This window comes from Pricia mediterranea (assembly GCF_032248455.1).
Classification (GTDB): domain Bacteria; phylum Bacteroidota; class Bacteroidia; order Flavobacteriales; family Flavobacteriaceae; genus Pricia; species Pricia mediterranea.
This window is the reverse complement of record NZ_JAVTTP010000001.1, coordinates 3,844,462-3,862,865: the sequence shown is the minus strand read 5'-3', so window position 1 is coordinate 3,862,865 and position 18,404 is coordinate 3,844,462. Positions and strand designations below refer to the sequence as shown.

The 18,404-nt window shown below is 50.6% G+C and carries 7 protein-coding genes; 4 read left to right on the top strand and 3 right to left on the bottom strand.

The genetic code is table 11. The annotated features are described in order from the left end of the window. Positions 1-64: 64 nt before the first annotated feature. Together RQM65_RS15950 and RQM65_RS15945 are read right to left on the bottom strand one after the other, a co-directional pair. Positions 65-1,471, bottom strand: a complete 1,407-nt coding sequence (locus RQM65_RS15950; protein ID WP_314016414.1) for an FG-GAP repeat domain-containing protein — start codon at positions 1,469-1,471, stop codon at positions 65-67. A 349-nt stretch (positions 1,472-1,820) separates the two neighbouring features. After that, positions 1,821-10,358, bottom strand: coding sequence for a T9SS type B sorting domain-containing protein (locus RQM65_RS15945; protein WP_314016413.1), 8,538 nt, complete (start codon positions 10,356-10,358; stop codon positions 1,821-1,823). A 159-nt stretch (positions 10,359-10,517) separates the two neighbouring features. Here RQM65_RS15945 and RQM65_RS15940 point away from each other — a divergent pair, with 159 nt between their 5' ends. After that, on the top strand, positions 10,518-11,642 hold the full coding sequence (locus tag RQM65_RS15940; RefSeq protein WP_314016412.1) for a PQQ-dependent sugar dehydrogenase: 1,125 nt from the start codon (positions 10,518-10,520) through the stop codon (positions 11,640-11,642). A gap of 283 nt (positions 11,643-11,925) precedes the next feature. Here the strand turns inward: RQM65_RS15940 and murQ are convergent, their stop codons facing one another. Then, positions 11,926-12,735 carry an N-acetylmuramic acid 6-phosphate etherase gene (murQ, locus tag RQM65_RS15935; RefSeq protein WP_314016411.1) on the bottom strand — a complete coding sequence of 270 codons (810 nt, stop codon included), beginning with the start codon at positions 12,733-12,735 and terminating at the stop codon, positions 11,926-11,928. A gap of 451 nt (positions 12,736-13,186) precedes the next feature. On the opposite strand from murQ, the gene nagB reads away from it, so the two are divergent. From nagB to RQM65_RS15920, 3 genes are all read left to right on the top strand, one after another. Then, complete coding sequence (gene nagB, locus RQM65_RS15930; protein ID WP_314016410.1) at positions 13,187-15,115, top strand: glucosamine-6-phosphate deaminase; 1,929 nt, start codon at positions 13,187-13,189, stop codon at positions 15,113-15,115. A gap of 20 nt (positions 15,116-15,135) precedes the next feature. After that, positions 15,136-16,410 (top strand): MFS transporter, encoded by a 1,275-nt coding sequence (locus RQM65_RS15925; protein WP_314016409.1) that lies wholly within the window; start codon positions 15,136-15,138, stop codon positions 16,408-16,410. Positions 16,411-16,730: 320 nt separating this feature from the next. Then, on the top strand, positions 16,731-18,398 hold the full coding sequence (locus RQM65_RS15920) for a glycoside hydrolase family 3 protein (protein WP_314016408.1): 1,668 nt from the start codon (positions 16,731-16,733) through the stop codon (positions 18,396-18,398). Positions 18,399-18,404: the final 6 nt, after the last annotated feature.

The following is an 18,404-nucleotide window of genomic DNA, read 5'->3' as shown; positions in this document are numbered from 1 at the left end:
CATTGAGTTTATTGGCACGTGGCAAGTTGGACAATGTTGCGAATCCGATGAAAAACCCAAAGGACTATTCCAACAGCACATTTTCCAAGATCAGCATATCAAAGTCTGACTCCCCCCACCTTTGCTTTAAATCCACCGGTACGGGGCTGAAGGAATAGGTAAAACAGCTGATTACAATATCCTCATCCCCGTCGTTGTCGACATCGCCGGCACCCATCAAAAACCATCTTCCGGAAATTGTCGTGGGTAGACCTTGCGGCTCGAATTGAAAGCTATCCTCGTTCTTGTTTTCGAGATATACGAATGATTGCACGGGCCTTTTCCCATAATCGGGAAACGTAGAGATTAACGCGATGTCTATATCCCCATCTTGATCAAAATCCCTACTAACGCTGCGTGAAGCTCCGTAGAAAGGATAAAAGAAGGTTTCCGAAAATTGGTTCGACCCATCGTTTAAGTAAATCCGTAATCCGTGATAGGGTTTTAAAATTGGGGTCTTATCCCCGTTATCTCCGTGTACGGTAATCAGGTCTTGGTCTCCATCGCCATCGTAATCCAATAACTCGAACCAACTGCTTCCGTAAAGGGGACTGAAACGAACCACCTGTTCTTCCCGAAAGTCCAAATTCCCGGTCTGATACAAAATGCTAACGCCCTCATCGCCTTGGGCGGTCATAGCGATAATATCATCCTTTCCATCCGAATCCATATCGTGAACTACCGTTCTTAGGGCTCCTGGCCGGGCCAGCAATACCCGTTTGCCATATATGGAGTCGTTTTGCTTGGTCAAAAGGGATAACTGCCCCGTAAGATTTCCGAACTCACAAACCAGGATTTCCTTATGGCCGTTACCGTTGAGATCATATACCGTGGTATGTACGGGCCGGTGAAAATCAAAGGGTAGCCGCTTTGCGGAACCGTCTTGCAGCACGTGGATACCGCCAGCCACAATCTCGGAAGGATCAAGAATGCCGACGGTGGTAATGTAAGCGATACTGTCCGTCTGGTTGAATGCCGTTATGGCATTGCCCAGGTTGAATCTTTGCAGTAAGGCGTTTTTGTTGGCATCGTACTCGAAGACCTTTCCCCGCAGATCGGCAGTTATCACTCTTGCCTTTTTTGGATCGTAATTTACAAAGCTAAGAAAGCTGCCAGGGCTGCTATCGATAGCTACCGGTTGGGGCGTAAATTGGGTAAGGGTACGGTCCATACCGCGAGAGTTCTCCTTCGTTGGGCTGTCCAAAATATGTTCCGTGGACAAACTGTCGGGTGCACGCGCGACAATATAATCGGTTAGTAGCTGCCAATCTTCCCTGGAAATGATGGGTTTCGCCCCATAAACCCCGGATTGAATCATGGCATACTGCTCCTCAAAGCTAAAGCCCTCGTAGGGGTCATAGGTAGAATCTCGAATTCCCATCCGCGCCCCCATATTCGGCAGTACTTCGTTCGCCCATAAATGCTTGGGCAAATCCTGGATATCGGGAGCCAAATGGCAGCTGGCGCAGTGGGTTTTGTATAAAGTCTTTGCTCTTTTGGTTTTGTTTGAGCATGAAGTCCCAAAAACCAAAAACACGGTCAAATTGATAAGTAAGAACCAAATTTTCATAAATATGCCAAAGATACCTTTCTCCTGTACATCCTGTTGCTCCCGTCCCTTGTTTATTATGAACACGAGACAAATGGTCTTTTCGTAAATAACAAAAAAGAAAGCAGCGGGGAGCGTATTTTATCTTTAAGGCCGATTATGGCGATCGTCAAAATAAAACGGATGTCCCAATAAAGGGACATCCGCCTTGCTAAAAAGTAGGTATCGGTTGCTAGCGATACAGCGTAAAGTGACCGACGTATCGGGTCTCCCGTTTGTCGTTCTGGTTGACGACGTACCAGTAATCGCCCGTGGGCAGTTCCTTGCCTTCGTAAAGCCCGTCCCATTCACTCACTTGGTTCAGCTCCGCCACTACCCTACCGTAGCGATCGTAGATGATCACTTCGATATCGGGGAAATACTCCCGGTTGTTGGGCGACCAGAAATCGTTCTCGTTGTCGCCGTTGGGTGTAAAGAAATTAGGGATTTCTAACATTCCGGTAAACTCGAAGGGAATGGAAGCTACGGCTACACACCCTCTCTCATCGACTACGCGTACTTCGACGGTACCGCTTTCGGTAGTCGTATAGATACCCTCGTTTCCGTACGATTGCCCGTTAAAGAAATACTCGTAGCCGCCGAATCCGCCCGCAGCGATGGCGGTAAGCTCGTTCGGAGCGGTTTTTTGGGCATCGAGAGTCAAGGGGTCATAGGCATCGATGGTAAATTCAACGGAATTGGTACATCCGTTTTCGTGATAGATATACACCGTATGATTGCCGGCCGGCAAATCGCCCCAAGTACGCACGTCCGTGGCCATCGCGGTAATCGCATCCGTCGGATCGATGGGGTCAAGGGCGAAGAGAATTTCCGAAAGACGGCTTTCGTCTTCCAAGGCGATATGGGTCGTGCTATTTGGGAAAATTCCCTCGCAACCATATTGCACGATGGGTTCCGCAGCCAGCTCTACCCCGATTTCAATCGGCATCTCGACAAAAGTTTCACACAGGTTGGCATCCTGAACGAATACGATATAACTCATGCCGCCGGCCAGGTTTTCGAAATACAGGTTGTCGTTTCTCTCGTACATCTCGCTCCCGTCCGAACCGGGACCGATCAATTTGGTCTCGTAATATTCGATTGGGTTTAGGGGGTCCGTATTATCGACGAAAGGTGTTCCCCCGACAACCGTCAACTGTCCGGTACCGTCTGCGGCCATGATACAGGTTTCGGGCGTAGTCGTGATATCGGTGGTCATAAGCTCATCAGGTTCGGTGACCGTGATGACATCCTTTTCGAAACATCCGTTTTCATCCTGAATCAAGATTTCATAATCACCAGCGGCCAGATTCTCAAACGTATAGATACCGGGATTGGCAGCATCGCTGAAGAACTCGTTAAAGTTCGGGGCGATGGCGAATTGAATCAACCCGACGCCTCCACTGTTCACCTCCAAGGTAATCGAGCCATCGGCCTCTCCCGTGCAACTTACGGGGGTTTCGCTAGAAGTGAACAAAATCGGGTCGGGCCTTACAATACTGAACGGTCCGGCGATATCACTACAGGTAATTCCACTGGTGACGGCGATGTAGTAATCGGTGGACTCCTCATCAAGGCCTTCGAAGGTGCCGAAATCCTGCGTACGGATCAACCGCGCCCCGGAATCGGGAGTAAAAGCATCAACGGGATCTCCGATATACAAGCTGAACACCTCGTTTCCTACCCCCCCGTTGGTGAAGGATTCGATACGTCCGTCGTTCTCGGAGGCACAGGAGATATCATCGGGGGCATTGGGCAATAAGGTAATTCCCGAAGCGTCGGTCATGGTGATTCCATTTGAACGTACTGCCGCGCAGACATTGCTCACATTTTTCTTGCGCACATCGACCTGATAGGTAATACCGGCATCCCCCGGGAAGCGGAAACTCGTACCCGTCATATCGGCATAGGTACCGATCTGGACCCCATCTTCCACCATGATGTATTCATAGACTACGGTGGGATCGGGATCGGGATTCTCGATGGCCAGTTCCATTTCGCCACGGCCACCGCATCCGGGAACTTGGGTCTGGACCAACCTAGGATTGACCGGTGGTGGCGGAACTACTTCATAAGGAGGCGTTACAAAACTACAGTTGTAGCTCGAGGTAACCTCAATGGCGTACCATCCCGCACTGATCACCCCTCCGGAAGTACCGGTAAAGGTCGGGTCATCCTGCAATCCACTGCGGTCGCGTTCATCGAGTCCACTTGGCGTCGGTAGGCCGGTAGTATTGCTGTCCAAATAGATCAACTGATATTTGTAGCCTGCCCCTACTACTCCGCCTTCGGCACCAGGAGTGTTGGTGGACAGATTGTACGCCTCCAGCACGGCATTGTTACCCCCGGGGCAGACCAGGTCCTGCGGTTCGCGAATGCCTGCGTTTATAGCGGGAACGGGAGGCAGATTGATAGTATCTATTTCGGTACATCCCTCGACATCGCGAATCTCTACCTGATAGTCCCCACTGGACAGGTTATCGAATTCATTGCTCGTTCCAAAAGGAACGACTTCCACAAAACCGGCTCCGCTATCATATAAGAGTCGGTATTCGTAGGGATTATTGTCCCATCCGCCGCTTCCGGCCGCCAAGATTCTTCCCTGGTTATCGTCACAGGTCACGTTACCTACTTCCATGGCTACGACCCCGAGCGTACCGTTCGGAACACTTATGGTGGCCACCCCGCTATCCGCGGAACAGAACGGCACATCCGTAGCAATCACTTCCACAAAATAATTTCCACCGGGAAGTCCCCCTGTCCGAGCCGCATCCCCATTGATGTCCGGAAAGTTTGCAGTGTCAAAATTTCCTGAAATTATCGGGGTCGTTTTGCCGGTATCGGAAGCTTCGTACACGTGATAATCGTAGGTGCCGGTATAATCGGAGACCTCTATGAACAGGGTCCCCGTGTTACCAGGCGTATTGCAACGCACCGGATTGGCCTCGGTAATCGTCACCGTAGGGTTGATGGGCAGATTGACGGTATGCACCGGGAGGGGATAGCTACAGCCGCCCGGGGAATCGTCGCGAACTACGAAAAAGTAATCCCCTGCATCGGGCAACAACACGGTCGCTGGCCCTCCGCCGGTTACCGAAACGTCGGCTACGATAGTACTACCGGGACCGGTCGTAAGCACAGTAAAGTCCGTCGTACCGGTTACCGATATCTCGACCTGTTCGGGATTGGCACAGTTCAACGGGGCTAGAACGGAAAGGGTCGGGACCACATCCGCGGGGAGGTTAATGGTCGGTAGATCAAAGGTGGTTTGGCAACCGTTACCGTCAATGGCGTACACCGTGATGTTACGGGGAGAGCCATTGTCAACGATTTCAAAGGTATTGGCGGATTGGTAATTGAAAAAACCTTCGATGCTGTACTGATAACCACTGCCCACGGTTCCCGGGGTGGCCGAAGCCGCCGGATCATCTACCGTAATAATCGTGGAGCTAAACCGGTTCGCGGCAGGTTCACAGGTAAAGTCCGGGGCGCTGGCCGTAATCGCAAAGTCATCGGGTTCGATGATCTCGATGATGCTGGACAGCACGGAGCAGTTTCGCGCGGTAACCACCTCGACCTGATAGCGGGCCGGGGGAAGACCAATAAAAGAACCGGTGGTGTTCCTTGTAATTTCGGCGGTGGTGTCAAAATTGTTCAAAATGAACTCAATAGGCGTATCTACCGCACTAAGAGGATTTAGTACGATATCGATGGTACCATCATTGGAGCCGAAACAGGTGATATCCTGTTTTGATTCGTTGTTGATGACCGGGGATACGGCCGCATCGAGCTGTACGCCGATGTCAAAGGTACATCCGGTCTCGTTATCGGTCACCTCGACCTGATAGCTGCCAGGGCCCACGCCGGTAATGATGCCGTCATCCCTGTCTCCGGTAACCGGGGTTCCAATATCCGTTCCCCCACTATCCTGTAACTGGTAATCAAAATTATTGCTGCCCCCGCTAACGTTCATGGTAATGATTCCATCGGCTGCGTTACATGTAGGATCCGTACTAAAATCACCGGAGGCGGAAAGGAATTCGTACACTTCCGCGGTGCCTTGGCTGGTACAGCCGTTGGCATCGACGACGTCAACGGTATACGTACCGGGACTGCTGACCTGATAGGTGTATTCGAACACGCCGTTGCCCATATTAGTACCGAACTGGGTATCGCCTCCCAAGGTAAAGCGTGGGGTATCGGTGGTCAGGGGCATGGTTACCCGAACGTCAAACGAGATGGCCGTGACTATACATTGGTTGGTCACGTCGATGATGGGTGCGACAAGATCGGGATCTAAATTAATGATGGTTGCAATATCGAAAGAGGTACAGCCACTGGCGTCCCTAACGTAAATGTCATAAGTACCCGCCAAGGCAACAAATGTGGTTTCGGTGGTCCATCCCGGATCACCGGATGTGGGTTCGGGATTGCCCTGCGGCTGAAAGAAATACTCATAGGGTCCTCCATCACCTCCGCGACCCTGTACGGTAATCTGGCCTTCAGCATTACAGTTGGCTGCCTCTTCCGTCAAGATATCGATGGCTGGAAGGTTTTCTTCTATGATAACGCCGATAGCATCGGAACAGTTGTCGGTCAGATTGGTTACAATGATCTGGTAGTCCCCGGCTATGGCTGCATGACTATCTGAAAAAGGAACGGTGCCAGGCGCGACGGTCTGAATTGACGATACGGTGCCGTCCTGATTGTCCATTATATTGATCTGGAGATTATCCCCTGGGGCAAAGCCGTTGATCGTATAGGAAATCTCCCCGTTCCGATTAGTATCGCATACCCCGGCGGTGGAAGACGCGGTAACGTTTAAGGGGGATGGCCCAGAGATAGGAGGAATTTCGTCCAAGTACACACATCCGGTGAAGGTGTCGGTGACCTCTACGGTGTAGGTGACCCCGAATTGGAGTCCCACGAACGTATGCTGCGTGGAAGAATTATTTGGAGCTACCGCGGGCGCCGGATCATTTTCCAACCGGATCAAAAACGGACCGGTTCCTCCAACAATATTCACTGTTTCACTGAAACCGGTTGCACTACAGGTCGGTGCCGGTACCGGCAATGGGGTCACGGTAACCTGGGCCTGGGTGATCTCAACAGTATCGATATCGGTACAGCCGTTCGCATCCAGGGTAATTACCGTATAATCCCCCGGAATCAAACCGGAATCGTTAATCGAGATTGGCAAGCTGGCCCGAGTTACGTTATCCTGTTGGGTAACGATGTTTCCATTTTCATCCTCAATGCGGAAGGAGAAGTTTTCGGAACCATCGACCACATTGTTGATTTGGATACCACCGCTGACCGCACCGGTGGCACAGGTGGCCGTTATTTGGCTTACCGTGGCATCGGGCGATAGGGTGTTGTCCGTCGTGACCACGGCATTGTCGATAACGGTCTCGCACCCCCGGGCATCCCGGACTAGATAAGGGTAAGAACCGCTGGCCAAATTGGAATAAACGGTTTGGGTAGTCCACCCACGGCCATCAAAGTTGACCTCGTAGGGGGGAATTCCGCTGGTTCCATCTGGTATTATCGTCACCCGGCCATTAGCGGTACCGCCACAGCTTACGGGCACGGAGGTCCAAGCCGCTGCGGCAATATTGATAGGTGGATCGAGCCTTATCGGTGAGGATTCGGCGGTACATCCTTCGGCATCCGTTATGCGAAAGACATAATCCCCGGGCGTATTGGTGTCGTAGTTAAAAGGTTCTATGGACGACGTAACGGCCGATTCAAAAGTCGTTCCCCCATCGTCGCTCACCTCGAACTGTGTCATTCCATATCCACCGGAAACGTTGACCCTGATTCTTCCATCAGAACCTCCGCAGGGGATTTCGGCAACCACGTTACCCGTTACGCGCAACTGGGGCGCTACGGTGGTGCTGACCGCATCCCTACAATTGTTGCCGTCCACTACTTCAATAGTGTAGTCGCCGGGCGCAAGACCCGTGAAAACAGGGCTCGGCTGCAAGGGACCGCCGTTGATGCGGTACCCGTGCGTTCCTAAAGCGGCGGTTCCCGCGGTGGGAGTAACACCAATCGTGGCTCCCGTACCGGGCTCAAAACAATAGTCCGAAGCCCCCGGGTCCAAGACGATACTCGGGGCATCAATTTGGGTCAGTGTAAACGCAAAGCTATCGACGCAGCCCTCCGCATCCTCGACGGAAAGCGTATAATTGCCCGCTTGGGTCAGGTTGTTGAAGGTACGATTTGTCTTCGTATTCGTGGTCGCATCGGGATAGGTCAGCGTATATTCATATCCTCCCCAACCCCCTGAAGCGTTGGCCCGCACCCTGCCCCGGTTGCTGTTGGCGCAGCTCATAGCACGCACGTCGCCGCCCAGGGAAATAGGATTCGTAGGCTCTTCGATATCAAAACTCGCCGTATCGGTACATCCGGTATCCACATCGGTCACGGTGATGGTATAGGTGCCGGCACCGGACAGTGGCAAGTCCACTTCCCCAGCATTTTGGGGCGCGCTTTCTGGGCCTCCGTTGATATGATAGGTATAGTTATTACCAAATCCGTCGATAAGATAAGTGCCAGATCCATCGGTGTCTCCCGTACATACCCGAAGATCGCCCCCGGATTTGACCCTGGCCCTGATCGAACTAATGGTCACAGGTGTAAAGGTTTCGGTATAGCTACAGTTTTGGTCATCGATAATTCTGAAGGAGTAGGTCGTTCCCGTGTTGAGTCCCGAAAAAAGCCCCGTGGCATTGCTCGCCGTAATCGGGGACGTTATTTCGTAGGTTGCGATGGGGTTGACGCTGGTCGGCGTCAGCTGCACATCGGAGGTTCCTAGTCCACAATTGATATTGCTCTGGGCGAAAGCAAGGTTTGTCGGCGGGGTTACCCCATTGATCGTGATGGCGGTCAACTCCCTACGGCATCCCCCGCCATCGATAATTACGGGGGTATAGGTGCCTGCGGTGAGTCCTGAATACAAGGTAGTTCCCGAAAAGTTGCTGCCATCCAAACTGAATTGATATCCTGAGCCGGAGCCCCCGGTAAAGGGACCTGTAAACTCGATTTCGCCGCCAGTAGTGCCTCCGCCCAAATTACAGGAAACATCGAAATTTTTGATGGCATTTCCAGTGATTGTACCGACCTCGGTAACGGTCACACTAGTCGGCAAGGTCAAAATACAGCTAAAGGCCCCTGATTCGTATTGTACCTCAATAGTGTTATAGGTGCCTGCGGTTACTGACAACATGGGATTACTGCTCCAGGAATCTCCCGGATCCGCCCTAAACCGCAAATCGTATCCTTTGGCATCGACGATGGAGAATTCCAATCGGGCTCCCCCATTGGTACAGGTGCCATCCACCCCTGATACCGTGATATCTGGCGGGGTAAGTTCCGCCACGTTCGCTGAGGCTGTAATCGTACAGCCGTTGGCATCGGTAATCAAAAAATCATAGGTGCCGGCGCTGGTCACCGTCTCGATCCTTGAATTGGTGTACGACGGACTCGAAGGTCCCGATCCGTTTACGATATAGGTGTACGGCGCCGTTCCTCCCGAGGTGAATACGGTAATATCGACACTGTTGATACCGCAGGCCGCGCTAAAGCTATTATTGGCCTCGGCCCGGGCATCCAAGGCGGTGACCCCCGCGCCTATAATAATAGGATTGTTCGAGGTATCTCGGTCTTGGCGCGGCGGATCGATCCCGTTTAAAGGGTCGCCCGTACACTGAACGGTTTCTACCTGCACGGTATATGTACCAAAACCTACGGCCGAAAAGGTGTAGGGGTTGTCGGGGATAAAAGCGGTAAATTCCTGCGCTGTTCCCGTATCGTCCAATAAGGTATATTTATAGGGTCCGGGAACGTTTCCGGCGGTCACGGTAACCGTACCCGTATCGCCAGAGCATTGGGCATCGGTAAAACTAACATCTATATCGATATTCCGTTCTTCGATAACTATGGGCGCGTATGGATATTCACAGGTGTTGGCCGTATTCCGCAAACGCGCCTTGGCGATATACGTGCCGGGATCTAAGTCATTGAAAATCGGGCCTTGCCACGGTCCGAAACCACTTCCGTTATCAATACTGAACTCATAGGCGCTCGAAAGACCGGTTATCTGGATCCTGCCCGGTACACCGCAGATATAATCGTTCTTGACAAAAGTCTGGGTAATCGTACTTTTTTTGACCTTGAAATAATAGGTCTGGCCATTTGTAACTACCCGAAATTCCGCACCGGTAGTAGCGGAAATCGTACTCGCATCAAGATTAAAAACGGGACCGGTAGCCACCGGACTGTAGCAGGAATTGGTCGTATTCGGACAGTTCTGGTTGATATCGGGACCACACGACCCCCCCAAACGCTGCCAAGAAGCGGAACCGTTCGATCCGGATAGCGTTATGGTTCGATCATCGGAATCACCACAGAGGTTGAACCGCGCCACCGTAGCGCCATCGTTACTACAGGTGACCTCGACGTCAGCTCCTTGTATGATCGTAGCGAACATCGGTGCGGCAGCGCTGGACCCCAGGTTGTTCTTGGAACTTCCTTTAATGCCTTTCGGGGTGGTTTCGCGAATTAAGTTGGCCGGTTCTTTCTTCGACGTAGTCGCTTCCTTGACCGCGGCGGCCACCTCGGTAAAAATAACGTGGACTTTGTTATTGGCTATGGCGGTCGTACCGATTGCGGAAAAGACAAACAATACAAGCACATACAAAAACTGCCGTTGTTTTTTGGGTAGCATAGGTTAAGTCGTATTTGGACAAGAATAGCCGCGATTTGGGAGGCGACGGATTCTTCGTGTAATCTTATGAACTTACAAAAATCTGTTTATCTTTAGCGGATAGAGCTTGTATCGCCCCTCTCGTTCATTACTTTTATTAATATCAATTAACGTAAAAACATGAAAAAAAGTGTACTGTTAGCCGGTCTATTGTTTGTGACGCTGAACCTGTCTTGCGCCCAAGATCCTGAAAATAAAGTAGATACCCCAGAAAAGGTGCCTTTTACCGCAGAATTGTTAATCGATGAAATACAGGTTCCGTGGGGGATGGCCTTTCTGCCCGATGGAAGTATGCTGGTGACCGAAATCTCGGGGGATTTGATTCATTTTAAGAATGGACAAAAAAATAAAGTCCAAAACGTTCCGGAAATATATAGAAGGGGCCAAGGAGGATTGTTGGACGTCGCCCTGCATCCCGATTACGAAAGCAACGGATGGATCTATATATCGTATGCTTCCAGTAAAGGGGATGACAAAGGGGGCAATACGGCCTTGATGCGGGCGAAACTAAAAGATGGTGCGCTGGTAGAAAAGGAAGAACTGTACAAGGCTACCCCCAATACCACCAAAGGCCAGCATTTCGGTTCCCGAATTGAATTCGATAACGACGGATACCTCTATTTGACCATCGGTGAACGCGGCGACCGGGACACTAATCCACAGGATATTACCCGTGACGGCGGCAAGGTCTATCGGTTCAACGATGATGGCAGTATTCCCGACGACAACCCGTTTGTCGAGAAAGAGGATGCCAAAAAAGCGATTTACAGCTATGGACACCGCAATCCGCAGGGCATGGACCTTCACCCTGAGACCGGTGAAATCTGGGTACACGAACACGGTCCCCGGGGCGGAGACGAAATCAATATTGTCGAAAAAGGCGCCAACTACGGATGGCCGGTGGTCACCTATGGCATTAACTATAGCGGCACCGAAATCACCGACAAGACCGAAATGGAGGGCATGACCCAGCCGATTTACTATTGGCTCCCCAGCATCGCCCCTAGCGGGATGACCTTTATCACAACGGATGCTTACGGTGCGGGTTGGAAAGGAAATATCCTGGTCGGAGCTTTAAAGTTCCAATACCTCGAACGCTTGGTATTGGAAGGGGAAAAAGTGGTGAAACGCGAGAAGCTAATGGATGGCATGGGCAGGGTGCGCGATGTCAAAGAAGGCCCCGACGGGCTAATTTATGTTGCCGTCGAAGGAAAGGGAATTTACAAGCTCGTTCCGAAAAAGTGAGCTCGACCGTTGTCAGTTCGAGCCTTTCGACTTTAGTTTATACTAAGCGCAGTCGAAGTACTCAAGACAGGCTCCGGTGGTGAGAACTCCTTCGCTCCAGACCTTGAGGTCTCGACTGCGCTCGACCGGAAATGAGAGCCGCTTTGAGCAGTCGTCTGTCAGTTCGAGTGCAGTCGTTTGTCAGTTCGAGCGCAGTCGTGTTTGTCAGTTCGAGCGCAGCCGTATGTCGGTTCAGGCCTTTCGACTTCGCTCAAGACAAGCTCCTCGCGGTTACTGCCTCCGATTACCTCCCTGCCTCCAGAGCCGCCTTTACCGAACCGTGCTTCTTCAACAGCTCCTCCGCGCGGGAGTAATCTATTCCTAAGCCCTCCATGACGTAGCGCGTGCCACGGTCGACGAGTTTATTATTGCTGAGCTGCATATTGACCATTTTGTTGCCCTTGACCCTTCCTATCTTTATCATCAAGGCGGTAGAGATCATGTTCAGCACGAGCTTCTGCGAAGTACCGCTTTTCATCCGGGTGCTTCCGGTCACGAATTCCGGTCCCACATCCACGGCAATGCCGATGTCCGCGGCTTCAGCAAGCGGCGAACCGGGGTTGTTGGTGATGCCTGCGGTCAGAAGGCCGTTGTCCTTTGCATCATTGATTCCCCCCAGCACGTAGGGCGTAGTACCCGAGGCGGCTATCCCGATGACCGTGTCGTTGGCATCGATATCGTAGGCCAACAGATCTTTCCAGGCCTGTTCGGTATCGTCCTCGGCATATTCCACTGCTTTCCGAATAGCAATGTCCCCCCCTGCAATAAGTCCGATTACCCGGTCGTGCGGCATTCCGAACGTCGGGGGAATTTCGGAGGCATCCAAAATGCCCAATCGGCCACTGGTGCCGGCGCCGATATAGAACAAACGCCCGCCACGTAAGAAACGCTCGGTGAGGGCATCGACCAGTTTTGTGACCTCGGGAACGACCAGGGCCACCGCATCGGCTATTTTCTGATCTTCTTCGTTCATTTTGGCCAGGATGGATAGGGTGTCCAGCTGTTCTAGATTATCATGGTTCGAGGGGGTTTCCGTGATTTTTTTGTAAGGCATAGCTTATTGGATAGCGGGTTAGAAATTAGGGGTTTAGCGAGCTGGTCAATTAAAGGATTACTAAATCAATATATTGTCAGGATACTTCGTTACCATAAACGCGTCGATCGTCGAGAAATACCGGGATATCATTTTGGTTAAACTTGCATTGCAATAACGCTGTTGCGGTAGCGGCACACATCTGTCTGAAAGTCTATTATTTACGTTTTAACGACCATTCAAAGATAGTAAATCGATACGGGCAAAATATCGTATTATTCGTTACATTTGTGATTAATCCTTTTCACATTTCACGATCAAGAACCATTTTATGAAACGGGCATGAACAAATTTTAAAAATTTATTCGCAAAAGGCGATGTTTAAAATTTTTCATGTGAGAGCGCAGCGGTTAGATGCGTTCTCAATTTTTTGATTAATTAATTTTCAAAGTAATTAAAAAGATTTAAACGCATGAAAACTACCTTAGAACAAAAAGCAAAGGACATCAGTTACAAACCCGTCGGACAATTCGAGGAGACCCGTTTTGAAAAAATCCACAATGTAATTTTTTCCGATTCGAACGTGGCCTCCATTCAAGTGGCACATGAGATCGCGGACCTTATCCGGTCAAAACAAGAGGCAGATGAGCAGTGCGTTCTGGGACTGTCAACGGGTTCTTCTCCCCTTCGAGTTTACGAGGAATTGGTACGTTTGCACAAGGAAGAGGGACTCACCTTTTCCAACGTCGTGACGTTCAACCTCGATGAGTACTTGCCCATGGAGAGAGAAAACCGCCAGAGCTATTGGTTTTTTATGCACGAAAACTTGTTCAACCATATCGATATTCCCAAAGAAAATATAAACATACCCGATGGCACGGTGGAAGGTGACGAGGTGATCGAGTACTGCCTATCCTACGAAAAAAAAATCAAAAAACACGGCGGTCTCGATTTTCAGTTACTCGGCATCGGTCGTACCGGACACATCGGTTTTAACGAGCCGGGATCCCATTACAATTCCGGTACCCGGGTAATTACCTTAGATCATATAACCAGGGTCGATGCCGGACCTACTTTTTTCGGCATCGATAACGTACCGCGAAAAGCCATCACCATGGGTATCGCTACCGTACGCAGCGCCAAACGTATCGTGCTGCTCGCTTGGGGACAAAACAAGGCCAACATTATCAAAAAAACCGTTGAAGGAGATATTTCGTCCACGGTACCCGCCACCTACCTGCAAGAGCATGAAAATTGCACCTTCGTTCTCGACACGGGAGCCGGCAGTGAACTGACCCGGAACAAGACCCCGTGGCTGGTCGATGAATCGCTGGACTGGACCGAAGAGCTTACCGCCAAGGCCGTCGTATGGCTGTGCACCCTGACGGGCAAGTCCATTTTAAGCCTGACTGACAAAGACTATAACGACAATGGGATGTCCGGTCTCCTTGCCTTACAGGATTCCTATGACCTGAACATTAGAATGTTCAACCGCTTGCAGCATACCATTACCGGATGGCCCGGTGGGAAACCAAATGCAGATGATACCAAGCGGCCCGAGCGTGCCGAACCTGCACAGAAACGGGTCATTATTTTCAGCCCCCACCCTGACGATGATGTCATTTCCATGGGGGGAACCCTGGATCGCCTGATCGAACAGGGCCACGAAGTTCATGTTGCCTATCAGACCTCTGGCAATATTGCGGTTTCCGACAAGGAAGCCCTAAAATTTGCCGAAATTTCCAAACGCATCTATCCCTCGGACGAAGCACAGGAAATCGTCGACTACATCAAGGCTAAAAAAGAGAGCAGTTACGATTCGAAACAGGTACTGCGTCTTAAAGGGGATATCCGAAGGGGGGAATCTTACGCCGCTGTCCGTTATCTTGGGCTCCCGGACGAAAACGTGCATTTTCTGGACTTGCCTTTTTACGAAACAGGACGTATCAAGAAAAACAATCTGTCGGAAGCGGATATCAAGATTATGGTCGATATCATCGAGAAGATCCAACCTCATCAAATCTATGCCGCTGGCGACCTTGCCGATCCGCACGGCACACATAAAGTCTGTCTTGACGCCGCTTTTGCAGCGATCGACCGTCTTAAGTCAAAGCCGTTTATGGATGATTGCTGGGTCTGGCTCTACCGTGGGGCATGGCACGAATGGGATACCAACGAAATCGAAATGGCCGTACCCATGAGTCCCGGGCAGGTACTGCGCAAGCGGAACGCCATTTTCGCCCACCAATCGCAAAAGGACGGCGTCATGTTCCAAGGCGACGATTCCAGGGAATTCTGGATGCGGGCCGAAGAACGCAATAAAGAGACCGCAGACCGTTACAATGCATTGGGACTGGCCGACTATGCCGCGATGGAAGCGTTTGTGAGGTATAATTTTTAGTACAACGAACAACCGACACTTTGATCCAAAAAGACAAATGGGCATGGGCCTGGGTGCCCGTGCTCTATTTTACGCAGGGCCTGCCCTACGTGCTGGTGGTTACCGTTTCGGTAGTCATGTACAAAAAGCTGGGCGTCAGTAACGAAGATATCGGACTGTACACCAGCCTTTTGTATTTGCCCTGGGTGCTGAAACCGTTGTGGAGCCCCTTCGTGGACCTGAAAAGCACCAAGCGCAAGTGGTTTTTATGGATGCAATTGTTGATCTCATTGGCTTTTTTGGGCGTGGGCCTGAGCCTGCCGACAAATATGTTCTTTACCATCACCTTGGCTTGCTTTTGGATGGCCGCCTTCGCTTCGGCCACCAACGATATCGCATCGGACGGGTACTATATGATCGGGCTCACAGAAGAGAAGCAGTCCTTTTTTGTAGGTATGAGAAGTGTTTTCTACCGCTTGGCCATGGTCACAGGGGAAGGTATCATCGTTGTTATGGCCGGGTTTTTGGAAAACAGGTACGGCGATAACACCAAGGCTTGGAGTATCACCATGTCGGCCGCCGCATTATTGATGCTGGCCCTGACCGTATCCAATTTTTTTGTGACGCCGAAATTTGAATCCTCTTCCGCTATCGCAAAGGATAAACCCGAAGGTTTTCTGGCCGTGTTCGCATCTTTCTTTCGAAAAAAGAATATTGGAATCGCTCTCGCGTTTATATTGACCTTTCGGCTGGGCGAGTCCCAATTGGTAAAAATGGCCGCACCTTTTTTATTGGACAGCCCCGAAAACGGCGGCCTCGGCTATTCCACGGAACAATTGGGTACTATTTTCGGAACGGCAGGGGTCATCTTTCTGTCCCTCGGAGGGGTTTTGGGAGGCATCTTGATTTCCCGTGACGGTCTGAAAAAATGGATGTTGCCCATGGTGCTTTCCCTGAACGTACCCAATATTCTCTATGCTATTTTGGCCATAACGGACACCACCAATATTTACGCAGTAACCACCGCCGTCATCTTCGAAAAATTCGGCTACGGTTTTGGTTTTGCGGCCTTTTTGATGTATCTGATCTATATTGCCGAGGGAAAGTCGAAGACCTCGCACTATGCCATCGCCACGGGATTCATGGCCTTGGGCATGATGTTGCCGGGAATGATTTCGGGCTATATGCAACAATGGTTGGGCTATGGCGGATTTTTCGTCTGGGTGGTCATCGCCGCACTGCCCGCGCTCTTCCTGTTAAAGTTCATCGAATATCCCGCCGATTTCGGGAGGAAATCCGATAAGACCGATGTTTAAAGGCCACTCGGGGTATGCTCTTGCGCCATGATACCAAATAATAAGGAGGTTGTGCCTGAGATAATAAGGAATCTAAGGTGTCCTTAACCACTTGGGATAATCTGAATAGGCTGGTCGTAGGACGATCTTGATGATCAAAAGGATAGGCTGCCGGTTCGCCTAATCAACTGATAAGCTTAAGACGGCAGTTCCTAGGACGTAAGAACGACGGTCTGTCTATGAAACGGACGGTTATTCATAAGAACTGGTCCTTTGTCCTACCTCGTGTAGTCCTATAACGGGTTTAGATTTCGAAACCGATACGAATAAAACATAAAACCATGACACTTCGAGAAAAAATAGGGCAGCTGTTTATGCCCGCCGCCTTTATCAATGATACCGAAGCAGAAATCCGAAAACTGGAGAAATTGATCAGGGAACACCATATCGGCAGCCTCTGCTTTTTCCACAGCCGTGCCAGTGCAGCGACCAATTTCGAGGGAACCAAAAAAATTGTTCACAACGAGAACAGTTTTGAGACCCTGACCCGCCTCGTTCAACGCTTTCAGCAGGTGGCCAAATACCCGTTGCTTATCGCTATCGATGCCGAATGGGGACTTGCCATGCGCGTCGAGAACACCCCGCAGTATCCCTATGCCATCACCTTGGGGGCGATTGCCGAAGAACGATCGGACCTGATTTATGAGGTCGGAAAAAGCATTGCCCGGGATTGTCGGGCAGCTGGCATTCACTGGAACTTGGCGCCCTGCGTCGATATCAATAGCAATCCCTTGAACCCCGTTATCGGTTACCGCTCGTTCGGGGAACAAAAATCCAAGGTCATCAAAAAAGCCATCGCCTTTGTCAAGGGCACGCAAAGCGAAGGCATCCTGACCAGCATAAAACATTTTCCAGGGCATGGCGATACGGGAACGGATTCCCATTTGGAGCTTCCGCTCATCGACAAACCAAAGAACGTCCTGCTCGAAAACGAACTGCGTCCCTTCGAAAAACTAATTGCTGAAGGGGCGGATTCGGTAATGGTGGGACATTTGTCAATACCTGCACTGGCAGGCGGAAAAAGCATCTCCTCGAGCCTATCCCCAGAAATTATCAAGGGAGTTCTACGGGATGAAATGGGATACAACGGCGTGGTCATTTCCGATGCACTCAACATGCATGCCGTAGCGAAAAACCATCCTATCAAAGGGGAATTGGAATGGCTGGCATTTGATGCCGGAAACGACATACTCTGTTTTGCGGAACACGTTGCGGAAGGTATCGAGACCATTTTGCAGAAGGCCTCCGTGGCCCAGATCGAAACAAGCTTTAAACGGGTCTGGGGCCTGAAAGAAAAAATCAACGCTTCTTGGGCGTCCGAAAATAATTCTTCGACCGGCAATGAACCGTCCATCGAAACGCATCCGATGCCCGAAACAGATTCCTCAAACGAGAATGACGACCCTACGGCAGTTAGCACCAGTGGTCATGGCGAGGTCTCGGAACTATCCTCGCACTTTTTCCGGTCGCTCGACCTCAATCGCAAACTGGCGACAGAGAGCTTGACCCTGCTCAAAGGTACGCCACATGGGATTTCTGAATTCAAGAAATCGGATTTTGCGGGGATAGCCATGAAACAACCTACCGACAATCACTTTTTTAAAACAATACAAAAAGAGAAAGACTTTCCGGATTTTTCTTCGACCGACTCCAGTCCAAACGAAACAGAAAATATACTTTTGGCGCTTTTTCCGCCCCAGGTCAAACCGTCGAACAGGTTCGGCTTCTCGAAAGAGGAGCTGATTTTTATCAACGAATTGATAGCTGCCGAAAACGTTGTGCTGTATCTTTTTGGAAATCCTTATGTGCTAAACCTTATCGAGTTCAATAAAGCGAAGGCCGTAATTATCGCCTATCAAAATTTTATCCCCTTTCAAAAGGTTGCTGCGGCCCATTTTTTAGGTACTTTAGAGGCGCAAGGAAAATTACCCGTTCGATTGGCCCCATAAAATTTT

Excerpts from the sequence above, each read along its gene's own strand:
- nagB (WP_314016410.1), top strand. The coding sequence starts at position 13,187 with ATGAAAACTACCTTAGAACAAAAAGCAAAGGACATCAGTTACAAACCC.
- RQM65_RS15945 (WP_314016413.1), bottom strand. The coding sequence starts at position 10,358 with ATGCTACCCAAAAAACAACGGCAGTTTTTGTATGTGCTTGTATTGTTT.
- RQM65_RS15940 (WP_314016412.1), top strand. The coding sequence starts at position 10,518 with ATGAAAAAAAGTGTACTGTTAGCCGGTCTATTGTTTGTGACGCTGAAC.
- murQ (WP_314016411.1), bottom strand. The coding sequence starts at position 12,735 with ATGCCTTACAAAAAAATCACGGAAACCCCCTCGAACCATGATAATCTA.
- RQM65_RS15920 (WP_314016408.1), top strand. The coding sequence starts at position 16,731 with ATGACACTTCGAGAAAAAATAGGGCAGCTGTTTATGCCCGCCGCCTTT.